This window comes from Angustibacter aerolatus (assembly GCF_054776675.1).
Genome location: NZ_BAAHBM010000012.1, coordinates 37,274 through 56,099, shown reverse-complemented (window position 1 = coordinate 56,099; position 18,826 = coordinate 37,274). Strand labels below are relative to the sequence as shown.

Here is an 18,826-nt window from a genome sequence, read left to right as displayed (position 1 = left end):
CGGTGCTCACGAGAGCACCACGCGCAGCCGCCACTCGTGGGTGCCGTCCGGCAGCTGCTGCGCGCGCCAGCCGCCGCGGCGCAGCACCCGGTGCGTCCACCTCGGCCGGCCCTCGACGACCGCCCGCAGCTCGAGGGAGCCCGCGCCCCGCTGCCGCGCGTGCTCGGCCACCTCGCGCACCGCGGCGTCCAGCCGGGCGGCCGCGTCGTCGCCGGGCTCGAACCGGTGCCGCATCCGCAGCACCCGCCCCTGCAGCGTGAGCACGCCGTCGTCGTCCGGACCCCTCAGGTCGATCAGCGGCTCGAGCTCGCCCCGTGCCTCGAGCAGCGCCATCAGCTGCGGGGTCAGCCGCGGCGCGGCGCGCAGCAGCCGGAACGACTGCACCACCTCGAGCCGCAGCCGCTCGATCTCGGGGTCACGAGCCACCGGACGAGTGTCGCACGGCACCGGTTGCCGCCGGGCCCGGCTCGTCGAGACCGGTCGGGTCGGTGGTCGGCGCGGCGAACTGCGCGTCGTACAGCTCGCGGTAGCGGCCGCCGGCGGCGAGCAGCTCGGCGTGCGTGCCCTGCTCGACGATCTCCCCGGCGTCCATCACCAGGATCAGGTCGGCGTCGCGGATCGTCGACAGGCGGTGCGCGATGACGAAGCTCGTGCGGTCGGACCGCAGCGCCGCCATCGCCTCCTGCACCAGCACCTCGGTGCGGGTGTCGACCGAGCTGGTGGCCTCGTCGAGCACCAGCAGCGCCGGGTCGGCGAGGAACGCGCGAGCGATCGTGATCAGCTGCCGCTCCCCCGCGCTGAGGTCGCCGCCGTCCGTGCCGACGAGCGTGTCGTAGCCGTCGGGCAGGCCGTGCACGAAGCGGTCGACGTACGCCGCCTCGGCCGCGCGCAGCACCTCGGCCTCCGTCGCGCTCGGGCGGCCGTAGGCGATGTTGTCGCGGATCGAGCCGTCGAACACCCACGCGTCCTGCAGCACCATGCCGACGCGCGAGCGCAGGTCGTCGCGGCGCATCGTGGCGACGTCGACGCCGTCGAGGGTGATCCGCCCGCCCTGCAGCTCGTGGAAGCGCATGAGCAGGTTCACCAGCGTCGTCTTGCCGGCACCGGTGGGCCCGACGACCGCCACGGTCTGGCCCGGCTCGGCCACCAGCGACAGGTCGCGCAGCAGCGGGCGCTCGTCGTACCCGAACCGCACGTGCTCGAACGCCACCCGGCCGCGCAGGTGCTCGACGGTCGCCGCCGGCTCGGGGTCGGGGGACTGCCGCTCGGCGTCGAGCAGCTCGAACACCCGCTCGGCGGAGGCCACCCCCGACTGCAGCAGGTTGGCCATCGAGGCCACCTGCGTCAGCGGCTGGGTGAACTGGCGCGAGTACTGCACGAACGCCTGCACGTCGCCGAGGGTCATGGTCCCGGACGTGATGCGCAGGCCGCCGACCACCGCCACGGCGACGTAGCCGAGGTTCCCCACCAGCAGCATCGTGGGCATGATCAGGCCCGACACCAGCTGGGCGCCGAACGCCGCGTCGTGCAGCTCCTGGTTGGTGCGGGCGAACTCCCGCTCGACCTCGGCGCGCCGGCCGTACACGTTCACCAGGGTGTGGCCGCTGAAGGCCTCCTCGACCTGCCCGTTCAGCCGCCCGGTGGCCGCCCACTGCGCGACGAACCGGCCCTGCGCGCGCCGCGCCACCGCGCGGGTCAGCAGCAGCGAGGCGGGGATGGTGAGCAGCGCGACCAGCGACAGCAGCGGTGAGACGACGAGCATCATCGCGACGACGCCGACCACGGTGAGCAGGGCCGTCAGCAGCTGGCTGAGGGTCTGCTGCAGCGACTGGGCGACGTTGTCGATGTCGTTCGTGACCCGGCTGAGGATCTCGCCGCGCGGCCGGCCGTCGAAGTACGGCAGCGGCAGCTCGTGCAGCTGGTCCTCGACGTCGGAGCGCAGCCGCTGCACCGTGCGCTGCACCGCGAGGTTCAGCAGCCGGCCCTGCACGAGCATGCACAGCGAGGCCACGACGTACAGCACCAGCGCGAGCAGCAGCACCCGGCCGACGGCGCCGAAGTCGATCGCCCGCCCCGGCACGACGCCGGCCCGCTGCACGACGTCGGCCAGGGTGCCCTGGCCCCGCGCGCGCAGCGCCCGCACCGCCTCCGCGGTGGTCTGGCCGGCGGGCAGCCGGCTGCCGACGACCCCGGCGAAGACGAGGTCGGTGGCCCGGCCGAGCAGCCGCGGCCCGACCACGCTCAGCCCGACCGACGCCACGGCCAGCAGCACCACGAGCACGAACGTCGTGCGCTCCGGCCGCAGCCGCTCGACGAGCCGGCGCGCGGACGGCCCGAAGCGCAGGGCCTTCTGCGTGGGCACCGCCATCGCCATCGGACCGCCTGGACGCCCGCCGCCGGGACCGTGGCCGGGTCCGCCGGGCCCACCGCGACCACCCGGGCCACCCGGGCCACCCGGACCACCCGGTCCGCCCGGGCCGGCCGGCCGCCGTGCCTGCTGGGTGCTCACGCGGCCTCCTCGGCGGTCAGCTGCGACGCGACGATCTCGCGGTACGTCGGGCAGGTCGCCAGCAGGTCGTCGTGCCGGCCCAGGCCGACCACCGCGCCGCCCTCGAGCACCACGATCTGGTCGGCGTCGACGACGGTCGACACCCGTTGGGCGACCACCAGCACGACGCTGTCGGCGACGACGGGCCGCAGCGCGGCGCGCACCCTGGCGTCGGTGCGCAGGTCGAGCGCGCTGAACGCGTCGTCGAACAGGTAGACGGCCGGACGCCGCACCACGGCGCGAGCGATCGCCAGCCGCTGCCGCTGCCCGCCCGACAGGTTCGTGCCGCCCTGGGCGACGGGCGACAGCAGCCCCTGCGCCATCGCCTCGACGAAGTCCCGCGCCTGCGCGACGTCGAGCGCGGCCCACAGCTCGTCGTCCGTGGCGTCGGGCGCGCCCAGCCGCAGGTTGCTCGCGACGGTGCCGCCAAACAGGTACGGCTGCTGCGGCACCAGCCCGATGCGGTCCCACAGGTCGTCCGGTGCGAGGCCGCGCACGTCGACGTCGTCGAGCCGCACCGCGCCGGTGGTCGCGTCCATCAACCGCGGCACCAGCTGCACCAGCGTCGTCTTGCCCGACCCCGTGCTGCCGACGACCGCGGTGGTCTGCCCCGCGCGGGCCGTCAGCGTGACGTCGCGCAGCACCGGCGCGTCGGCACCCGGGTAGGTGAAGCCCACGTGGTCGAGCACCAGGTCGGCGCCCCGCCCCGGCGGCCGCACCGGCACCGCCGGCGGCACGACGGACGACGCGGTGCCGAGCACCTCCTCGATGCGCTCGGCGCAGACGGCGGCGCGCGGCACCATCACCAGCACGAACGTCGCCATCATCACCGACATCAGGATCTGCAGCAGGTACGACAGGAACGCCGTCAGCGCCCCGACCTGCATCTGCCCGTCGGCGATGCGGTGCCCGCCGAACCACAGCACCGCGACGCTCGACACGTTGAGCACCAGCATCACGATCGGGAACATCAGCGCGGTCAGCCGGCCCACCGCCGTCGCCGTCTCGGTCAGCTCGCCGTTGACCCGCGCGAACCGCTGCCGCTCGAACGGCTCGCGCACGAAGGCCCGCACCACCCGGACGCCGGTGATCTGCTCGCGCAGCACCCGGTTCACCGCGTCGATCCGCACCTGCATGCTGCGGAAGCCCGGCACCATCCGCCGTGCGACGAGCCCGATCGACACCGCCAGCACCGGCACGCTGACGCCCATCAGCCACGACAGCCCGAGGTCCTCGCGCAGCGCCATGACGACGCCGCCGACGCAGGTGATCGGCGCGGCGACCAGCAGCGAGCACGACAGCTGCACGAGCAGCTGCACCTGCGTGACGTCGTTCGTGGTGCGGGTGATCAGCGACGGCGCGCCGAGCTGGCCGATCTCGCGGGCGGAGAACGTGCCGACCCGGTGGAACAGCGCGCCGCGGACGTCGCGGCCGAAGCCTGCCGCCGTCCGCGAGCCGAGCACGACCGCGCCGTACGACGCGGCCCCCTGCACCAGGGCGACGAGGAGCATCCACCGGCCGATCCGCAGGATGGCCCCGGTGTCGCCGACGGCCACCCCGCGGTCGATGAGGTCGGCGTTCAGGCTCGGCAGCAGCAGCGAGGCGATCGTCGCCAGCAGCTGCAGCGCGACGACGCCGGCCAGCAACCGGCGGTACGGCTCGAGGTGGGTGCGCAGCAGGCGGGTGAGCATCAGGCGTCTCCTCGCGTCCGGAGGCCGTCGAGCAGCGTCGACACGATCTCGTCGGCGGTCATCGGCTGTCCGTCGGTGATCAGCGGGTGGGTGCCGGCGAAGGTGAGCACCCGCAGCCGGCGCACGAGCTCGTCGACCTCGACCCGCAGCGCGTCGCGGTCGGGCTCGACGAGGGCGCGGACGGCGTCGAGCGCCGGCCCGCTGCCGACGAGCTTCGGCCGGGCGGCCCCGCCGCGCAGCCGCTCGGCATCCGGCGGGCGGTCGCGGCCCATCGCGAGCATCAGCGCCCAGACGTGCTGCAGCCGCTCCTGCATGACCTGCACCACCTCGACCAGCCGCGCCTCCAGCGGCTGGTCGACGTCGACCGCCTGGAGGTCGCGCACCAGCAGCTCGGGGTCGAGCGCGCGGGCGACGGCCGCCTCGAGCAGCTCGTCCTTGCTGTCGAACACCCGGAAGATCGTGCCCTCGGCGACCCCGGCGGCACGCGCGATCTGCCGGGTGCTCACCGCCCGGCCGTGCTGCACGAGCAGCGGCAGCGTCGCGTCGACGAGATGACGTCGGCGCTCGTCCGGTGACAGGGGCGTGGCGCGGGGCACGCCGCACAGTGTGCTGAGTGAGTGCTCACTCAGTCAAGGTGGTCAGAGGTACTGCCCCGTGTTCGCCACGGTGTCGATCGACCGGCCCGGCTCGGTGCCCTTCTTGGTGTTGATGAGCGTGCGGATGTAGACGATCCGCTCGCCCTTCTTGCCGGAGATGCGCGCCCAGTCGTCGGGGTTCGTGGTGTTCGGGAGGTCCTCGTTCTCCTTGAACTCGTCGACGCACGCCTCGAGCAGGTGGTCGACGCGGATGCCGCGACGTCCGGTGGTCAGGAAGTCCTTGATGGCCTGCTTCTTGGCCCGGTCGACGATGTTCTGCACCATCGCGCCGGAGTTGAAGTCCTTGAAGTACAGGACCTCCTTGTCGCCGCCGGCGTACGTCACCTCGAGGAACCGGTTGTCCTCGATCTCGCTGTACATCCGCTCGACGGTCGCCTGGATCATCGCGTCGACGGTCTCCTGGCGGTCGCCACCGTGCTCGGCGAGGTCGCCCTCCCCCAGCGGCAGGTCGGCCGTCAGGTACTTGCTGAAGATGTCGCGCGAGGCCTCGGCGTCCGGTCGCTCGATCTTGATCTTCACGTCGAGCCGGCCCGGGCGCAGGATCGCCGGGTCGATCATGTCCTCGCGGTTCGAGGCGCCGATCACGATGACGTTCTCGAGCCGCTCGACGCCGTCGATCTCCGACAGCAGCTGCGGCACGATCGTGGTCTCGACGTCGGAGCTGACCCCCGAGCCGCGGGTGCGGAACAGCGAGTCCATCTCGTCGAAGAACACCACGACGGGCGTGCCGCCGGACGCCTTCTCGCGGGCCCGCTGGAAGATCAGCCGGATGTGCCGCTCGGTCTCGCCGACGTACTTGTTCAGCAGCTCGGGACCCTTGATGTTCAGGAAGAACGACTTGCCCAGCGGCTGCCCGGTGCGCTCGGCCACCTTGCGCGCCAGCGAGGCCGCGACCGCCTTGGCGATGAGCGTCTTGCCGCAGCCGGGCGGGCCGTAGAGCAGCACGCCCTTCGGCGGGCGCAGCCGGTGCTCGCGGAACAGGTCGGGGTGCAGGTACGGCAGCTCGACGGCGTCGCGGATCTGGTCGATCTGGCCGCCGAGGCCGCCGATGTCCTCGTAGGCGATGTCGGGCACCTCCTCGAGCACGAGCTCCTCGACCTCGGCCTTCGGGATGCGCTCGTAGACGAAGCCGGCGCGGGGGTCGAGCAGCAGGCCGTCGCCGGCGCGCAGCTTCTGGTCGTGCAGCGAGTCGGCCAGCCGGGCCACCCGCTCCTCGTCGGCGTGCCCGACGACGAGCACGCGGTCCTCGCCGAGGTGCTCCTTCAGCGACACCACCTCGCCGACCCGCTCGAACGCCAGCGCCTCGACGACGTTCAGCGCCTCGTTCAGCAGCACCTCGCGGCCGGGGGTCAGCTGCTCGGCCGGCACCGCCGGGCTGACCGCCACCCGCATCTTGCGCCCGCCGGTGAGGACGTCGACGGTGCCCTCGCCGAGCACCTCGACGATCGTGCCGAACCCGGACGGCGGCTGGGCGAGCCGGTCGACCTCGGACTTGAGGGTGACGATCTGGTCGCGGGCCTCGCGCAGCGTCCGCACCAGCCGCTCGTTCTGCGCCGCGGTGCTCTCGAGGGCCTCCTGCAGCTGCGCCGCCCGGCCACCGAGGCCGTGCTCGCGCGCGTCGTCCGGCCCCTGCGGGGAGTGCGTCATGTCGGCCACCTCTCGTGCGAACCACTCGAAGCACGACACTAACCCGGCGACTTCGCCGTCCGCGGGGCGACGGGCCCGCGGTTCGCGTCACATCCGCGCGGCGAGCGCGTCAGTCGCCGACGGGTGCGGAGGCGTCGCGCGCGGCGCGCCGCACCTTCTTGGCCGACACCGGCCGCTCGCCGAGGTCCTCCTCGGTCCACTGGTCGGTGTCGGGCATCCCCTTCGCCGGGCGGCGGCGGCGCACCGGCGGGACGACGCCGGGTGCCAGCCGGCGCACCGTGACCAGGAAGCCGGTATGGGCGACCATCCGGTGGTCCGGCCGCACCGCGAGCCCCTCGAGGTGCCAGCCGCGCACCAGCGACTCCCAGGCCTGCGGCTCGGTGAAGCCGCCGTGCGTCCGCGCGTCCTCGGCCACGCGGGACAGCTGCGTGGTGGTCGCGACGTAGCAGATGAGCACCCCGCCGGGCGCGAGCGCGTGCGCCACCGCGTCGAGGCACTCCCAGGGCGCGAGCATGTCGAGCACCACCCGGTCGACGGACCCGGCCTCGACGTGCTCGGGCACGTAGGTCTGCAGGTCGGCCACCTCGAGCTGCCACGCCGGGTGCGGCCCGCCGAAGAACGCCTCGACGTTGCCGCGCGCGACCTGGGCGAAGTCGTGCCGCCGCTCGACGCTCAGCAGGCTGCCGGTGTCGCCGACCGCCCGCAGCAGCGACATGGTGAGCGCGCCGCTGCCCACGCCGGCCTCGACCACCCGGGCGCCGGGGAAGATGTCGGCCATCGCGACGACCTGCCCGGCGTCCTTGGGGTAGACGACGGCGGCACCGCGCGGCATCGACAGCACGTAGTCCGACAGCAGCGGGCGCAGCGCGAGGTACTCGATGCCCCCGGTGTTGGTGACCGTGACGCCCTCGGGCCGACCGATGAGGGCCTCGTGCGCGAACCAGCCGGCGTGCGTGTGGAACGAGCGGCCGCGCTGCAGCGTGATGGTGTGCAGCCGGCCCTTGGGGTCGGTGAGCTGCACGCGCTCGCCCTCGGCGAGCAGGCCCCTGCGGTGGTCGGCCCCGGTGGGCCCGACCGGTTCGGTGGGCCCGCTCGACCCGGGCGGCTGGTCGGTCACGGTCGCCGATCCTATGGCGTGCCGGCCGTCCGTCCGGACGCACCGGTCAGCGCACCGGCCAGGCGGTCGCCGGACGCGACGCCCACCACGCGCCCGTCGGGGCCGGTCACGACGTAGACGGCGGCCGGGCTCCCGGCCAGCGTCTCCAGGACGACGTCGCCGGCGGCGGTCGCGGGCATGGTGATCGCGGGCTGCAGCACCGTCATCACGGCGGTCGCCGGGGTGCCGGCCGGCGGCCCACCCGGTGCGTGCAGCGTGCGCAGCCGCGCGGCGTCGACCAGTCCGACGGGGGCGCCGCCGGGGTCGAGCACCACCACGTGGTGCGGCGGGTCGAGCGGCACGGTGGCCCACGCGTCGGTGGCCGCCGGCACACCCACGGCCGGCTCGACGTGGTCGGACAGGCGCAGCGACCCGGCGCGGCCACGCAGCCGACCGACCTGGATCGCCGCGGTGGCGCCCTGCCACAGCGACGCGGCGATGAGCAGCGACCACACCGCGCTGAAGATCCCGGGCCGCGAGCCGCGGACCAGCGGCAGCACCAGCACCACGAGGACGAAGCCGACGGCGACCACGCGGCCGCCCCAGCCGGCGACGACGGTGCCCAGGCTGCGCCGCCGCGTCACGCCCCACACGAACGACTCGACGACCGCGCCGCCGTCGAGGGGCAGGCCGGGCAGCAGGTTGAGCACCGCCAGCGCGGCGTTGCCGTAGGCGAGCAGGTCGACCAGGGTGCCGACGACCGGGTCACCGACCGAGGGCGCCACCGCGGACGCCGCGACGGCGATCGCCGCGTTGGCCAGCGGGCCGGCGGCGGCGACCAGGGCCCGACGGCCGGGGCGGCCGAGGTCGGTGGAGAACTCGGTGTGCCCGCCCATCAGGTGCACGACGATCTCGTGCACCTGCTGCCCCATGGCCCGGGCGGTCGCGGCGTGCGCGAGCTCGTGGGCGAGCACCGAGAGCAGCAGCAGGACGGCGTAGAGCAGGGCGACGCCGTACGCCGGGCCGACGCCGAGCCCGAGCCGCACCTGCAGGCTCGGGCCCAGCGAGACCAGCACGACGAGGGCCAGGACGAACCAGGTGCCGGACAGCAGCACGGGCGCGCCGAGGAACCGTCCGAGTCGGATGCCGGCGCGGTCCATCCACAGATCGTACGTGGATGAACTGGACGAAGCCTGTGCGCCGTGAAACGGTGCGTCAGCATCCTGGGCCGGACGGCCCCCTTGGCACGAGAGGCAGGCATGTCCGGAACACGACACCTCAGCGGGCGGCGACCGCTGCTCGCGACGCTCGCGGTGCTGGGCGGCGGCACGACGCTCGCCCTGCTCGCACCCAGCAGCGCCCAGGCCGCCGGCGACGGCTGCCACGTGGTCGCCTCGCGCAGCGGCGACCAGCTGACCCTGCACCAGGCCGCGGCCGACTGCGCGCCGCAGGACGTGCAGGTCAGCACGTTCGACCTGCCGGCCAGCTACCAGGGCCCCGGGGACAAGACCTACCCGCAGGTGCTGCGCAGCACGCAGGCGGTGCACCTCGACGCCGGCACCGGGCGGGTGACGATCACCCTCGACGTCCCCGAGTGCGGCTTCTACCAGTGGGACGTCTACGCCGGTGCGCCGTACGTGCCCGGCCAGCCCTACCCGCACTTCGACAACGGCTCCATCGGGCACGCCGGCAGCGACGACTGCGCGACCCCGTCGCCCACGACGTCCACCACCTCCACGACGACGTCGCCGACGAGCACCACCTCCACGTCGCCGACGTCGACCACGTCCACGACGACGAGCCCCACGACGGCCAGCCAGACCACGACGTCGAGCACCACGAGCACGACGACCGGCCCGACGCTCACCACGTCGACGACCACCAGCCCGACGACGGCCAGCCAGACCACGACGTCGAGCACCACCAGCACGACGGACACCCTCACCACCGGGCCGACCGAGACCACGACCGGTCCGGGCAGCGCCTCGAACACGTCCGGCACCAGCACCACCGACCAGGCGGGGATCACCGTCTCCGACGTCAGCACCACGTCGGGCGAGGCCGCCCCGGCCGGAGAGCTGGCCTACACCGGCACGGACCTGCGGCCCGCAGCCGCCGGCGCCGGTCTGCTGGCGCTCGGCACCGCGTTCGTCGTCGGCGCCCGCCGCCGTCCGGCGCGCGCCCACCGGCGCCACTAGGCACCGAGCCGCACGACACGACGGCCGGCCGGGAGCGATCCCGGCCGGCCGTCGTCGTGTGCCCGGGGTCCGCCCGGGCGAGGGTCAGTCGCCGGCCGGCGGACCGATCAGGTCGAGCACCTCGCCGGCGGCGATCCGGCCGAGCAGCTCCGGTGTGACGTCGGCGAGCGAGCCGGCGAACGACAGTCCGTCGGCCCGCGGCACGGCGACCACGTGCGGCACCGCGAGGGTCGGCACGCCGGCGGCCAGCGCCGAGGCCGTGCCGGTGGCGGAGTCCTCGATGGCGACGCACTGCGCCGGCGCCAGCCCGAGACCGGCAGCGGCCGCGAGGTACGGCTCGGGGTGCGGCTTGCCGCGCGTCACCCGGTCGCCGGTGACCACGACCTCGAACGTGCCCGGCGGCACGGCGTCGAGGAACGTCTGCGCGAGCGACGTCCACGACATCGTCACCAGGGCGCACCGCACGCCGCGGCGCTGCAGCTCGTGCAGCAGCTCGAGCGCGCCGGGTCGCCACGGCACGTGCTGACGCACCAGCCGCACGACCCCCTCGAGCAGCTCGTCGACGATCTGCTCGGGCTCGAGCGGCACCGGGCCGTGCTCGCGGATGTACGCGGCCGACACCATGAGGTCGTTGCCGACCAGCTGGTGGGCGTGCTCGTCGGACCACGTGCCGCCGTACCGCTCGACGAGCGCGTGCTCGCCCTCGATCCAGTAGGGCTCGGTGTCGAGCAGCGTGCCGTCCATGTCCCACAGGACGGCGGCGGGCAGCACGCCGTCGACCGCGGTGGAGTCGGCGGGCAGGAGCTCAGGTGGCATTGAAGTACTTGGCCTCGGGGTGGTGGACGACGATGGCGTCGGTCGACTGCTCGGGGTGCAGCTGCAGCTCCTCCGACAGCTCGACCCCGATCCGCTCGGGCTCGAGCAGCCGCACGAGCGTCGAGCGGTCGGCGAGCTCGGGGCAGGCCGGGTAGCCGAAGGAGTAGCGCGAGCCGCGGTAGCCCTGGCGCAGGATGCCGTCGAGCTGCTCGTCGTCGTCCTCGACCAGGCCGAGCTCCTCGCGCACGCGGGCGTGCCACAGCTCGGCGAGCGCCTCGGTGAGCTGCACCGAGAGGCCGTGCAGCTCGAGGTAGTCGCGGTACGCGTTCGCCGCGTACAGCTCGTTCGCCGCCTGCGAGACCCGGTTGCCCATGGTCACCAGCTGCATGGGCAGGACGTCGACCCGGCCGCTGTCGCGCGCGGCGAAGAAGTCCGCCAGGCACAGCCGCCGGTCGCGACGCTGCCGGGGGAACGTGAAGCGGGCGATCTCCTCCCCCGCCCGCGGGCCACCTGTCGGGGTGTCGGTGTGCAGCACCACGAGGTCGTTGCCCTCGCTGACGCACGGGAAGTACCCGTAGACGACCGCCGCCTCGACCAGCCCCTCGGCCCGGATGCGGTCGAGCCACGCGCGCAGCCGCGGCCGGCCCTCCGTCTCGACGAGCTCCTCGTAGCTCGGGCCCTCGGCGCCGCGGGTGCCCTTCAGCCCCCACTGGCCGAGGAACGTGGCGCGCTCGTCGAGGTAGGCGGCGTAGTCGGCCAGGGCGATGCCCTTGACCACCCGGGTGCCCCAGAACGGCGGCACCGGCACCTCGACGTCGGCTGCGACGTCGGACCGGCGGGTGTCGACGGCCAGCGGCTCGCCGGTCTCGTCGGTGCCCTCGGCGCGGCGGCGCACCCGCCGCCTGCGCAGCTCGGGCAGCGCCTGCTCGACGCTGAGCGACGGGTCGGCCTTGGCCTTCGCGATGGCGTCCATGAGCCGCAGCCCCTCGAAGGCGTCGCGGGCGTAGCGCACCTGCCCCTGGTACACCGAGGCTAGGTCGTCCTCGACGTACGCCCGGGTGAGCGCCGCGCCGCCGAGCAGCACCGGCATGTTCGCGGCGATGCCCCGGGCGTTCAGCTCCTCGAGGTTCTCCTTCATCACGACGGTCGACTTCACCAGCAGCCCGCTCATGCCGATCGCGTCGGCCTCGTGCTCCTCGGCGGCACGCAGGATCTCGCCCACCGGCTGCTTGATGCCGATGTTCACGACGTCGTAGCCGTTGTTCGTCAGGATGATGTCGACGAGGTTCTTGCCGATGTCGTGCACGTCGCCCTTGACCGTGGCCAGCACGATCGTCGCCTTGCCCTTGCGGCGGCCGTTGGCGCCGACGTCGCCGGCGCCCTCGATGTGCGGCTCGAGGTGGGCGACGGCGGCCTTCATCGTCTCGGCCGACTGCAGCACGAACGGCAGCTGCATCTCGCCGCGGCCGAACAGCTCGCCGACCACCCGCATGCCGGCCAGCAGGTGCTCGTTGATGATGTCGAGCGCCGACTGCCCGCGGTCGAGCGCCTCGTCGAGGTCGGCGTCGAGGCCCTTGCGCTCGCCGTCGACGATGCGCCGCTCCAGCCGCTCACCCAGCGGCAGCGCGAGCAGCTCCTCGGCGCGGGTCTCGCGCAGCGACGCGGAGTCGACGCCCTCGAACAGGTCGAGGTAGGTCTGCAGCGGGTCGTACTCGAGGCGGCCGGTCGAGGGGTCGTCGTCGACCCAGCGGCGACGGTCGAAGACCAGATCGAGCGCCACCCGGCGCTGCTCCTCGTCGATCTTGCTCATCGGCAGGATCTTCGCCGCGTGCACGATCGCCGAGTCGAGCCCGGCCTTCGTCGCCTCGTGCAGGAACACCGAGTTCAGCACCACGCGCGCAGCCGGGTTCAGGCCGAAGGAGACGTTCGAGACGCCGAGCGTGGTCTGCACGTCCGGGTAGCGCCGCTTCAGCTCGCGGATCGCCTCGAGCGTCTCGATGCCGTCGCGGCGGGTCTCCTCCTGCCCGGTGGCGATGGGGAAGGTCAGGCAGTCGACGACGACGTCGGACGGCTCCATGCCCCACTCGTCGACGAGCGCGTCGATCGTGCGGGCGGCCACGGCCACCTTGTGGTCGCGGGTGCGCGCCTGCCCGGTCTCGTCGATGCACATGACGACGACCGCCGCCCCGTGCTCGCGGACGACGGGCATCACCCGGGCGAACCGGCTGTCGGGCCCGTCGCCGTCCTCGAAGTTCACCGAGTTCACGACCGCGCGGCCGCCCAGCATCTCCAGGCCCGCCTCGATGACGGCCGGCTCGGTCGAGTCGAGCACCAGCGGGAGGGTCGAGCTGGTGGCGAGCCGGCCGACCAGCTCGCGCATGTCGTCGGCGCCGTCGCGACCCACGTAGTCGACGCAGACGTCGAGCAGGTGGGCGCCGTCGCGGGTCTGCAGCCGGGCGATCTCGACGCACTCGTCCCAGCGCTGCTCGAGCATCGCCTCGCGGAAGGCCTTGCTGCCGTTGGCGTTCGTGCGCTCGCCGATCGACAGGAACGCGGTGTCCTGCTGGAACGGCACGTGCTGGTACAGGCTGGCGACACCCGCCTCGTGGCGCGGCCGGCGCGGCGCGGGCTGCCGGCCGTGCACCGCCTCGACCACCTGGCGCAGGTGCTCGGGCGTGGTGCCGCAGCAGCCGCCGACCAGCGACAGGCCGAACTCCTCGATGAACTGCACGTGCGCCGTCGCGAGCTGCTCGGGCGTCAGCGGGTAGAACGCGCCGTCGCGGCTGAGCTGCGGCAGGCCGGCGTTCGGCATGGCGGTGACCGGCACCCGGGCGTGCCGCGACAGGTGCCGCAGGTGCTCGCTCATCTCGGTGGGGCCGGTGGCGCAGTTCAGCCCGATCGCGTCGACGCCCAGCGGTTCGAGCGCGGTCAGCGCCGCACCGATCTCGCTGCCCAGCAGCATCGTGCCGGTGGTCTCGACGGTCACCTGCACGAGCACCGGCAGGTCGGCGCCGGCGTCGCGCATCGCCCGCTTCGCCCCGACGACCGCGGCCTTGGCCTGCAGCAGGTCCTGGGCGGTCTCGATCAGCAGCGCGTCGGCGCCGCCCTCGACGAGCCCGGCGACCTCGGCCTGGTACGCGTCGCGCAGGTCGGCGTAGCGCGCGTGCCCCAGCGACGGCAGCTTCGTGCCCGGCCCCATCGAGCCGATGACGAAGCGCGGCCGATCGGGCGTCGACCACGCGTCGGCGGCCTCGCGGGCCACCCGCGCGCCGGCCAGCGACAGCTCGGTGATGCGGTCGGCGATGTCGTACTCGCCGAGGTTGGCCAGGTTGGCGCCGAAGGTGTTCGTCTCGACCGCGTCGACGCCGACCTCGAGGTACGCCTCGTGCACCGAGCGGACGACGTCCGGCCGGGTGGCGTTGAGCACCTCGTTGCAGCCCTCGTGCCCCTCGAAGTCGTCGAGGGAGGGGTCGGCCGCCTGGAGCATCGTGCCCATCGCGCCGTCGGCGATCAGGACGCGCTCGTGCATCGCGGCGCGGAACAGGTCGGAGCGGCTGCTCATGTGGGACCTCTGGGACGTGGGGCGGGGCAGCGACGAGTCTACGGGCGGCCCCCGACGAAGCGCGGGTGCGGCCCGCCACGTGGGACGGCGCGCGCGCAACTATCGTGGGGTGGCCGACGGCGCAGCACCCTGCGCCGCGCACGTCGAGGAGGAGGCCCTGGGTGATCGAGCTCGCGGACGTCCCGCAGCTGCACGACCCGGTCATGCTCGCTGCCTTCGAGGGCTGGAACGACGCCGGGGAGGCCGCGTCGGCCACCATCGAGCACCTGGCGCGGGTGTGGGGCGCCGAGCCCTTCGCCGCCCTCGACCCGGAGGACTACTACGACTTCCAGGTCAACCGGCCGACGGTGGGCGGTGACGGCGGCACGCGGCGGATCACCTGGCCGACCACGCGGCTGCTCGCGGCGTCCGTGCCGTCGATCGGGCGCGACGTGGTGCTCGTCGACGGCATCGAGCCGTCGATGCGCTGGCGCGCCTACACGATCGAGCTGCTCGAGACCGCGCAGCGCCTCGGCGTCACCGGCATCGTGACGATCGGCGCCCTGCTCGCGGACGTGCCGCACACCCGGCCGATCCCGATCACCAGCACGAGCGAGGACCCGGCGATGCTCGACCGGCTGCGGGTCGAGCGCTCGCAGTACGAGGGGCCGACCGGCATCGTCGGCGTGCTCGCGGACGCCGCGCAGCAGGCCGGGCTGCCCGGGGTCTCGCTCTGGGCCGCGGTGCCGCACTACGCCGGCGCCTCGCCGTCGCCGAAGGCCACGCTGGCGCTGCTGCGCCGGGTCGAGGAGCTGCTCGACGTCACCGTGCCGCTCGACGACCTCACCGAGCTGGCGCAGGCCTGGGAGCGCGGCGTCGACGAGCTGGCCGAGGGCGACAGCGAGGTGGCCGAGTACGTGCGCACCCTGGAGCAGGCGAAGGACACCACCGACCTGCCCGAGGCGACCGGCGAGGCCATCGCCCAGGAGTTCGAGCGCTACCTGCGGCGCCGCGGCGACGGCGAGCCGCCGCGCGCCGGCGGGCCGGGCACCCCGCAGCCCTAGGCCCGGCCCGGGTCAGACGCGGACGCCGAGCAGCGCGTCCAGCGCGCGGCCGACGATCCCCGGTGCGCCCTCGACGTCGCCGCCGAGGGTGAGTGCGGCGTCGGCCCACTGGTCGACGGCGGCCAGCGCGCCCGGCGCGTCGAGGTCGTCGGCCAGCCGCTCGCGCACGGCCCGCAGCACCTCGGTGGCGTCTGGGCCGCCGTTGCCGCTCAGCGCCGCCCGCCAGCGGTCGAGCCGGGCCTGCGCGTCGGTCAGGCCCTGCGCCGTCCACGACCACTCGGTGCGGTAGTGGTGGGCCAGGATCGCCAGCCGGATCGCCATCGGGTCGACGCCCTCGGCACGCAGCCGCGAGACGAGCACCAGGTTGCCCTTGGACTTGCTCATCTTCTCGCCGTCGAGCCCGACCATCGCCTGGTGCACGTACGTGTGCGCGAACGGCCACTCGCCGGTGAGCCCGTGGGCCTGCACCGCGCTCATCTCGTGGTGCGGGAAGATCAGGTCGGTGCCGCCGCCCTGCACGTCGAAGCCGTCGCCGAGCCGGGTCAGCGCGATCGTCGTGCACTCGGCGTGCCAGCCCGGGCGGCCCGCACCCAGCTCGGGCCCGCCGTCCCACGACGGCTCGCCGGGCCGGGTGGCGCGCCACAGCAGCGGGTCGAGCACGTCGCGCTTGCCGGCGCGGTCGGGGTCGCCGCCGCGGTCGGCGAACACCTCGAGCATCTGCTCGCGCGTCCAGCCGCTGACGGCGCCGAACCGGTCGTCGGCCTGCACGTCGTAGTAGACGTCGTGCGCGCCCTCGCTCCCCTCGGCCGGCTCGGCCCCGTCGCTCTCGGGCACCGCCACCCGGTACGCGCGGCCGGAGCCGAGCAGCGTCACCACGTCCTGGGCGATCCGCTCGACGCTCTCGACGACGCCCACGTAGTCGTCCGGCGGCAGCACGGCGAGCGCGGTCATGTCCTCGTGGAAGAGCGCGATCTCGCGGGTCGCCAGGTCGCGCCAGTCGACGCCGTCGCGGGTGGCGCGCTCGAGCAGCGGGTCGTCGACGTCGGTCACGTTCTGCACGTAGTGCACCGCGTGCCCGCCGTCGCGCCACACCCGCTGCAGCAGGTCGAAGGTCACGTACGTCGCGGCGTGCCCCATGTGCGTCGCGTCGTACGGCGTGATGCCGCAGACGTACAGCCGGGCGGTCTCGCCGGGGGTGGTCTCGCGCAGCGTGCCCGTCGACGTGTCGTGCACCCGCAGCGGGACGCCCTCACCGGGCACGGACGGGACGAACGGCGGCGGCCAGGCGATCACGCCCGCAACCCTACGGTCCCCGTGCCGAGATGCGAGTAGCGGGTCACGGAGGGCGGCCCAGGTGAACCGCTGCTCGCATCTCGGCGGGGAGGGTGGGGCTAGAAGGGCGGCCAGGGGATGGCGGGGCCGCCGCGGCGGGGCTGCGGGAAGACGCCGCGGCGCAGCAGCCGCTCGACCCTGAACCGGGTGCGCGACACCTCGGCCGGCTCGAGCAGGTCGTCGAGGCGCGCCCGCAGCGGCCGGCCCTCTGCGAGCTCGGTCCGCAGGTGCAGCAGCACCTCGACGGCGTCGTCGGGCAGCGGGTCGCCCGCCCAGCCCCACAGCACCGTGCGCAGCTTGTCCTCCTCGTTGAAGGTCAGGCCGTGGTCGCACCCGTGCACGGTGCCGTCGCCGGCGGGCAGCACGTGCCCGCCCTTGCGGTCGGCGTTGTCGACGACCGCGTCGAACACCGCCATCCGGGCCAGTCGCGGGTCGTCGGCGTGCACCAGCGTGACGTCGCGCCCGGTGCCGTCCTCCGCGTCGAGCACGCCCAGCCAGCCCGGCGGCACCCGCCCGGCGTCGACGACGTCGACCAGGTCGGGCTGGTCGACGCCGGTGTCGACCGTGTCGACCCACAGCTGCACGCTGCCCTCGCCGAACGGGCCGTCGCGCCAGACGGTGGGCGGCACGACGTCCCAGCCGGTCTCGGCCGACACCTCGTACGCGGCGACCTCGCGCCGCGACAGGGTGGCGTGCGGGTAGTCCCACAGCGGCCGCTCCCCCGCGACGGGCTTGTAGATGCAGTGCGCCCGCACGCCCTCGTGCTCGACGCCGGCGTACAGGGTCGCGTTCGACGCGGCGGCCATGCGCCCCTCGACGTCGATCCGCCCGCGGCGCAGCAGCTCGAGCGCCACGTCGTGCGCCAGGGGCGCAGCGGGCTCGGGCAGGTCGGGCACGGCGTCGGTCACGTCGGTCGGGCCTCAGCGACGGCGGTGCCCGTTGGCCCGCGGGCAGACGTGCCCCTCGGGGTCGAGCGGGTTGCCGCAGAACGGGCACGGCGGGCGGCCCTGGGCGACGACGGCCCCGGCGCGCTTGGCGAAGGCGCGGGCGGCGGCACCGGTGAGGCTGACCCGCAGCATCGACGCGTCGGGCGACGGCGTGACCTCGCCGTCCTCGTCGGGCTCGGAATCCTCGCCCACCTCGAGGCACTCGATGACGACCCGCTCGGCGTCGGCGTCCCACGCCAGGCTCATCGTGCCGACCCGGAAGTCCTCCTCGATGGGCAGGCTGAGCGGCCCGTTGTCGTCGGCGCCGGTCGGGGTGACGGCGGGCACCGACGCCTCGCCGGCGGTGCGGCGCACCACCTCGTCGAGCAGCTCGTCGACCCGCTCACCGAGCACCTGCACCTGCTGCTTCTCCAGGGCGACGCTGGTGACGCGCGGCCCCTGCACGGCCTGCAGGTAGAAGGTCCGGTCGCCTGGGACGCCGACGGTCCCCGCCACGAAGCGCTCGGGGAGGTCGTACTCGAAGACGGGCATGCGCCGACCCTACGACGCGCCGCCGCCGACGACCGCGTCGCCCGTCGGGGCTTTCGGGGCACGGGCCCGGCGTCCCCTGCGCGGCGGCGGCACCAGCCCGGACAGGTCGCCGCCGACGTCGTTGACCCGCCCGACGAAGGGGCGGGTCGGCGTGTACTGCACCACCGAGACGGACGCCGGCGAGACCACGATGCGCTGGAACTGGTCGAGGTGGCTGCCCAGCGCGTCGGCCAGGATCGCCTTGATCACGTCGCCGTGCGAGACCGCCACCCAGACGGCGTCCGGCCCGTGCTCGGCGGCGACGCGGGCGTCCCACTCGCGGACGGCGTCGAGCGCGCGGGCCTGCATCGCCCGCATCGACTCGCCCTCGGGACCGGGGAACACCGCGGCGCTCGGGTGCTGCTGCACCACCTGCCACATGGGCTCCTTCGCGAGCGTCTTCAGCTCGCGGCCGGTCCAGTCGCCGTAGCGGCACTCCCCCAGCCGGTCGTCGACCACCGGCTCGGGTCGCGCGGCGCCCTTCGGGCCCGGGACGGCGGTGAGGGCGGCGGCGGTCTGCCCGCAGCGCTCGAGCGGGCTGGTGACGACCTGGGCGATCGGCAGCACGGCCGCACGCTGCCCGAGCGCCGCCACCTGCGCCTCGCCCTGCTCGTCGAGGCGCACCCCCGGCGTCCACCCGGCCAGCACGCCGGCGGTGTTCGCGGTGGTCCGGCCGTGGCGGACGAGCAGCAGCGTGGGCACGTGTGCACTGTACGAGGC

The 18,826-nt window shown here is 74.4% G+C and carries 15 protein-coding genes; 2 read left to right on the top strand and 13 right to left on the bottom strand.

Annotated features, from left to right (window positions below; genetic code table 11):
• Positions 1 to 6 precede the first annotated feature (6 nt).
• The 7 genes from ACYVI6_RS05070 to ACYVI6_RS05040 form a co-directional block, all read right to left on the bottom strand.
• The gene (locus ACYVI6_RS05070; RefSeq protein WP_460445322.1) at positions 7 to 426 is read right to left on the bottom strand and encodes a hypothetical protein; all 420 of its coding nucleotides are present in this window, start codon (positions 424 to 426) and stop codon (positions 7 to 9) included.
• Positions 416 to 2,509: an ABC transporter ATP-binding protein gene (locus ACYVI6_RS05065; RefSeq protein WP_460445321.1), complete on the bottom strand. Its 2,094-nt coding sequence runs from the start codon at positions 2,507 to 2,509 to the stop codon at positions 416 to 418. The genes ACYVI6_RS05070 and ACYVI6_RS05065 overlap by 11 nt, the downstream gene beginning before the upstream one ends.
• Positions 2,506 to 4,239 (bottom strand): ABC transporter ATP-binding protein, encoded by a 1,734-nt coding sequence (locus ACYVI6_RS05060; RefSeq protein WP_460445320.1) that lies wholly within the window; start codon positions 4,237 to 4,239, stop codon positions 2,506 to 2,508. The genes ACYVI6_RS05065 and ACYVI6_RS05060 overlap by 4 nt, the downstream gene beginning before the upstream one ends.
• The gene (locus ACYVI6_RS05055; RefSeq protein ID WP_460445319.1) at positions 4,239 to 4,835 is read right to left on the bottom strand and encodes a TetR/AcrR family transcriptional regulator; all 597 of its coding nucleotides are present in this window, start codon (positions 4,833 to 4,835) and stop codon (positions 4,239 to 4,241) included. Before ACYVI6_RS05055 ends, ACYVI6_RS05060 begins: the two co-directional genes overlap by 1 nt.
• Positions 4,836 to 4,877: 42 nt before the next feature.
• The gene (arc, locus tag ACYVI6_RS05050) at positions 4,878 to 6,581 is read right to left on the bottom strand and encodes a proteasome ATPase (protein WP_460445318.1); all 1,704 of its coding nucleotides are present in this window, start codon (positions 6,579 to 6,581) and stop codon (positions 4,878 to 4,880) included.
• A 70-nt stretch (positions 6,582 to 6,651) separates the two neighbouring features.
• Complete coding sequence (locus tag ACYVI6_RS05045) at positions 6,652 to 7,659, bottom strand: tRNA (adenine-N1)-methyltransferase (RefSeq protein ID WP_460445317.1); 1,008 nt, start codon at positions 7,657 to 7,659, stop codon at positions 6,652 to 6,654.
• 11 nt (positions 7,660 to 7,670) lie between these two features.
• Positions 7,671 to 8,798: a M50 family metallopeptidase gene (locus ACYVI6_RS05040; protein WP_284286885.1), complete on the bottom strand. Its 1,128-nt coding sequence runs from the start codon at positions 8,796 to 8,798 to the stop codon at positions 7,671 to 7,673.
• 99 nt (positions 8,799 to 8,897) lie between these two features.
• On the opposite strand from ACYVI6_RS05040, the gene ACYVI6_RS05035 reads away from it, so the two are divergent.
• A complete protein-coding gene (locus tag ACYVI6_RS05035) occupies positions 8,898 to 9,836 on the top strand; it encodes a hypothetical protein (protein WP_460445316.1) in 939 nt (312 codons plus the stop codon).
• An 84-nt stretch (positions 9,837 to 9,920) separates the two neighbouring features.
• On the opposite strand, the gene ACYVI6_RS05030 is transcribed toward ACYVI6_RS05035, so the two are convergent.
• Both ACYVI6_RS05030 and metH read right to left on the bottom strand, forming a co-directional pair.
• A complete protein-coding gene (locus tag ACYVI6_RS05030; protein WP_460445315.1) occupies positions 9,921 to 10,652 on the bottom strand; it encodes an HAD family hydrolase in 732 nt (243 codons plus the stop codon).
• Positions 10,642 to 14,214, bottom strand: coding sequence for a methionine synthase (metH, locus tag ACYVI6_RS05025; RefSeq protein ID WP_460445314.1), 3,573 nt, complete (start codon positions 14,212 to 14,214; stop codon positions 10,642 to 10,644). Before metH ends, ACYVI6_RS05030 begins: the two co-directional genes overlap by 11 nt.
• 161 nt (positions 14,215 to 14,375) lie before the next feature.
• Between metH and ACYVI6_RS05020 the strand changes: the two genes are divergently transcribed.
• Complete coding sequence (locus ACYVI6_RS05020) at positions 14,376 to 15,257, top strand: PAC2 family protein (protein WP_460445313.1); 882 nt, start codon at positions 14,376 to 14,378, stop codon at positions 15,255 to 15,257.
• A 12-nt stretch (positions 15,258 to 15,269) separates the two neighbouring features.
• On the opposite strand, the gene mshC is transcribed toward ACYVI6_RS05020, so the two are convergent.
• The 4 genes from mshC to ACYVI6_RS05000 all read right to left on the bottom strand — a co-directional run bounded on the left by mshC (position 15,270) and on the right by ACYVI6_RS05000 (position 18,808).
• Positions 15,270 to 16,550 (bottom strand): cysteine--1-D-myo-inosityl 2-amino-2-deoxy-alpha-D-glucopyranoside ligase, encoded by a 1,281-nt coding sequence (gene mshC, locus ACYVI6_RS05015; RefSeq protein WP_460445312.1) that lies wholly within the window; start codon positions 16,548 to 16,550, stop codon positions 15,270 to 15,272.
• 98 nt (positions 16,551 to 16,648) lie between these two features.
• Positions 16,649 to 17,497, bottom strand: coding sequence for an SCO1664 family protein (locus tag ACYVI6_RS05010; protein ID WP_460445311.1), 849 nt, complete (start codon positions 17,495 to 17,497; stop codon positions 16,649 to 16,651).
• A 12-nt stretch (positions 17,498 to 17,509) separates the two neighbouring features.
• On the bottom strand, positions 17,510 to 18,067 hold the full coding sequence (locus ACYVI6_RS05005) for a DUF3090 domain-containing protein (RefSeq protein ID WP_460445310.1): 558 nt from the start codon (positions 18,065 to 18,067) through the stop codon (positions 17,510 to 17,512).
• A 9-nt stretch (positions 18,068 to 18,076) separates the two neighbouring features.
• Entirely contained in the window at positions 18,077 to 18,808 is a 732-nt protein-coding gene (locus ACYVI6_RS05000; RefSeq protein WP_460445309.1) for an MSMEG_4193 family putative phosphomutase, read from the bottom strand.
• Between the last annotated feature and the right edge of the window lie 18 nt (positions 18,809 to 18,826).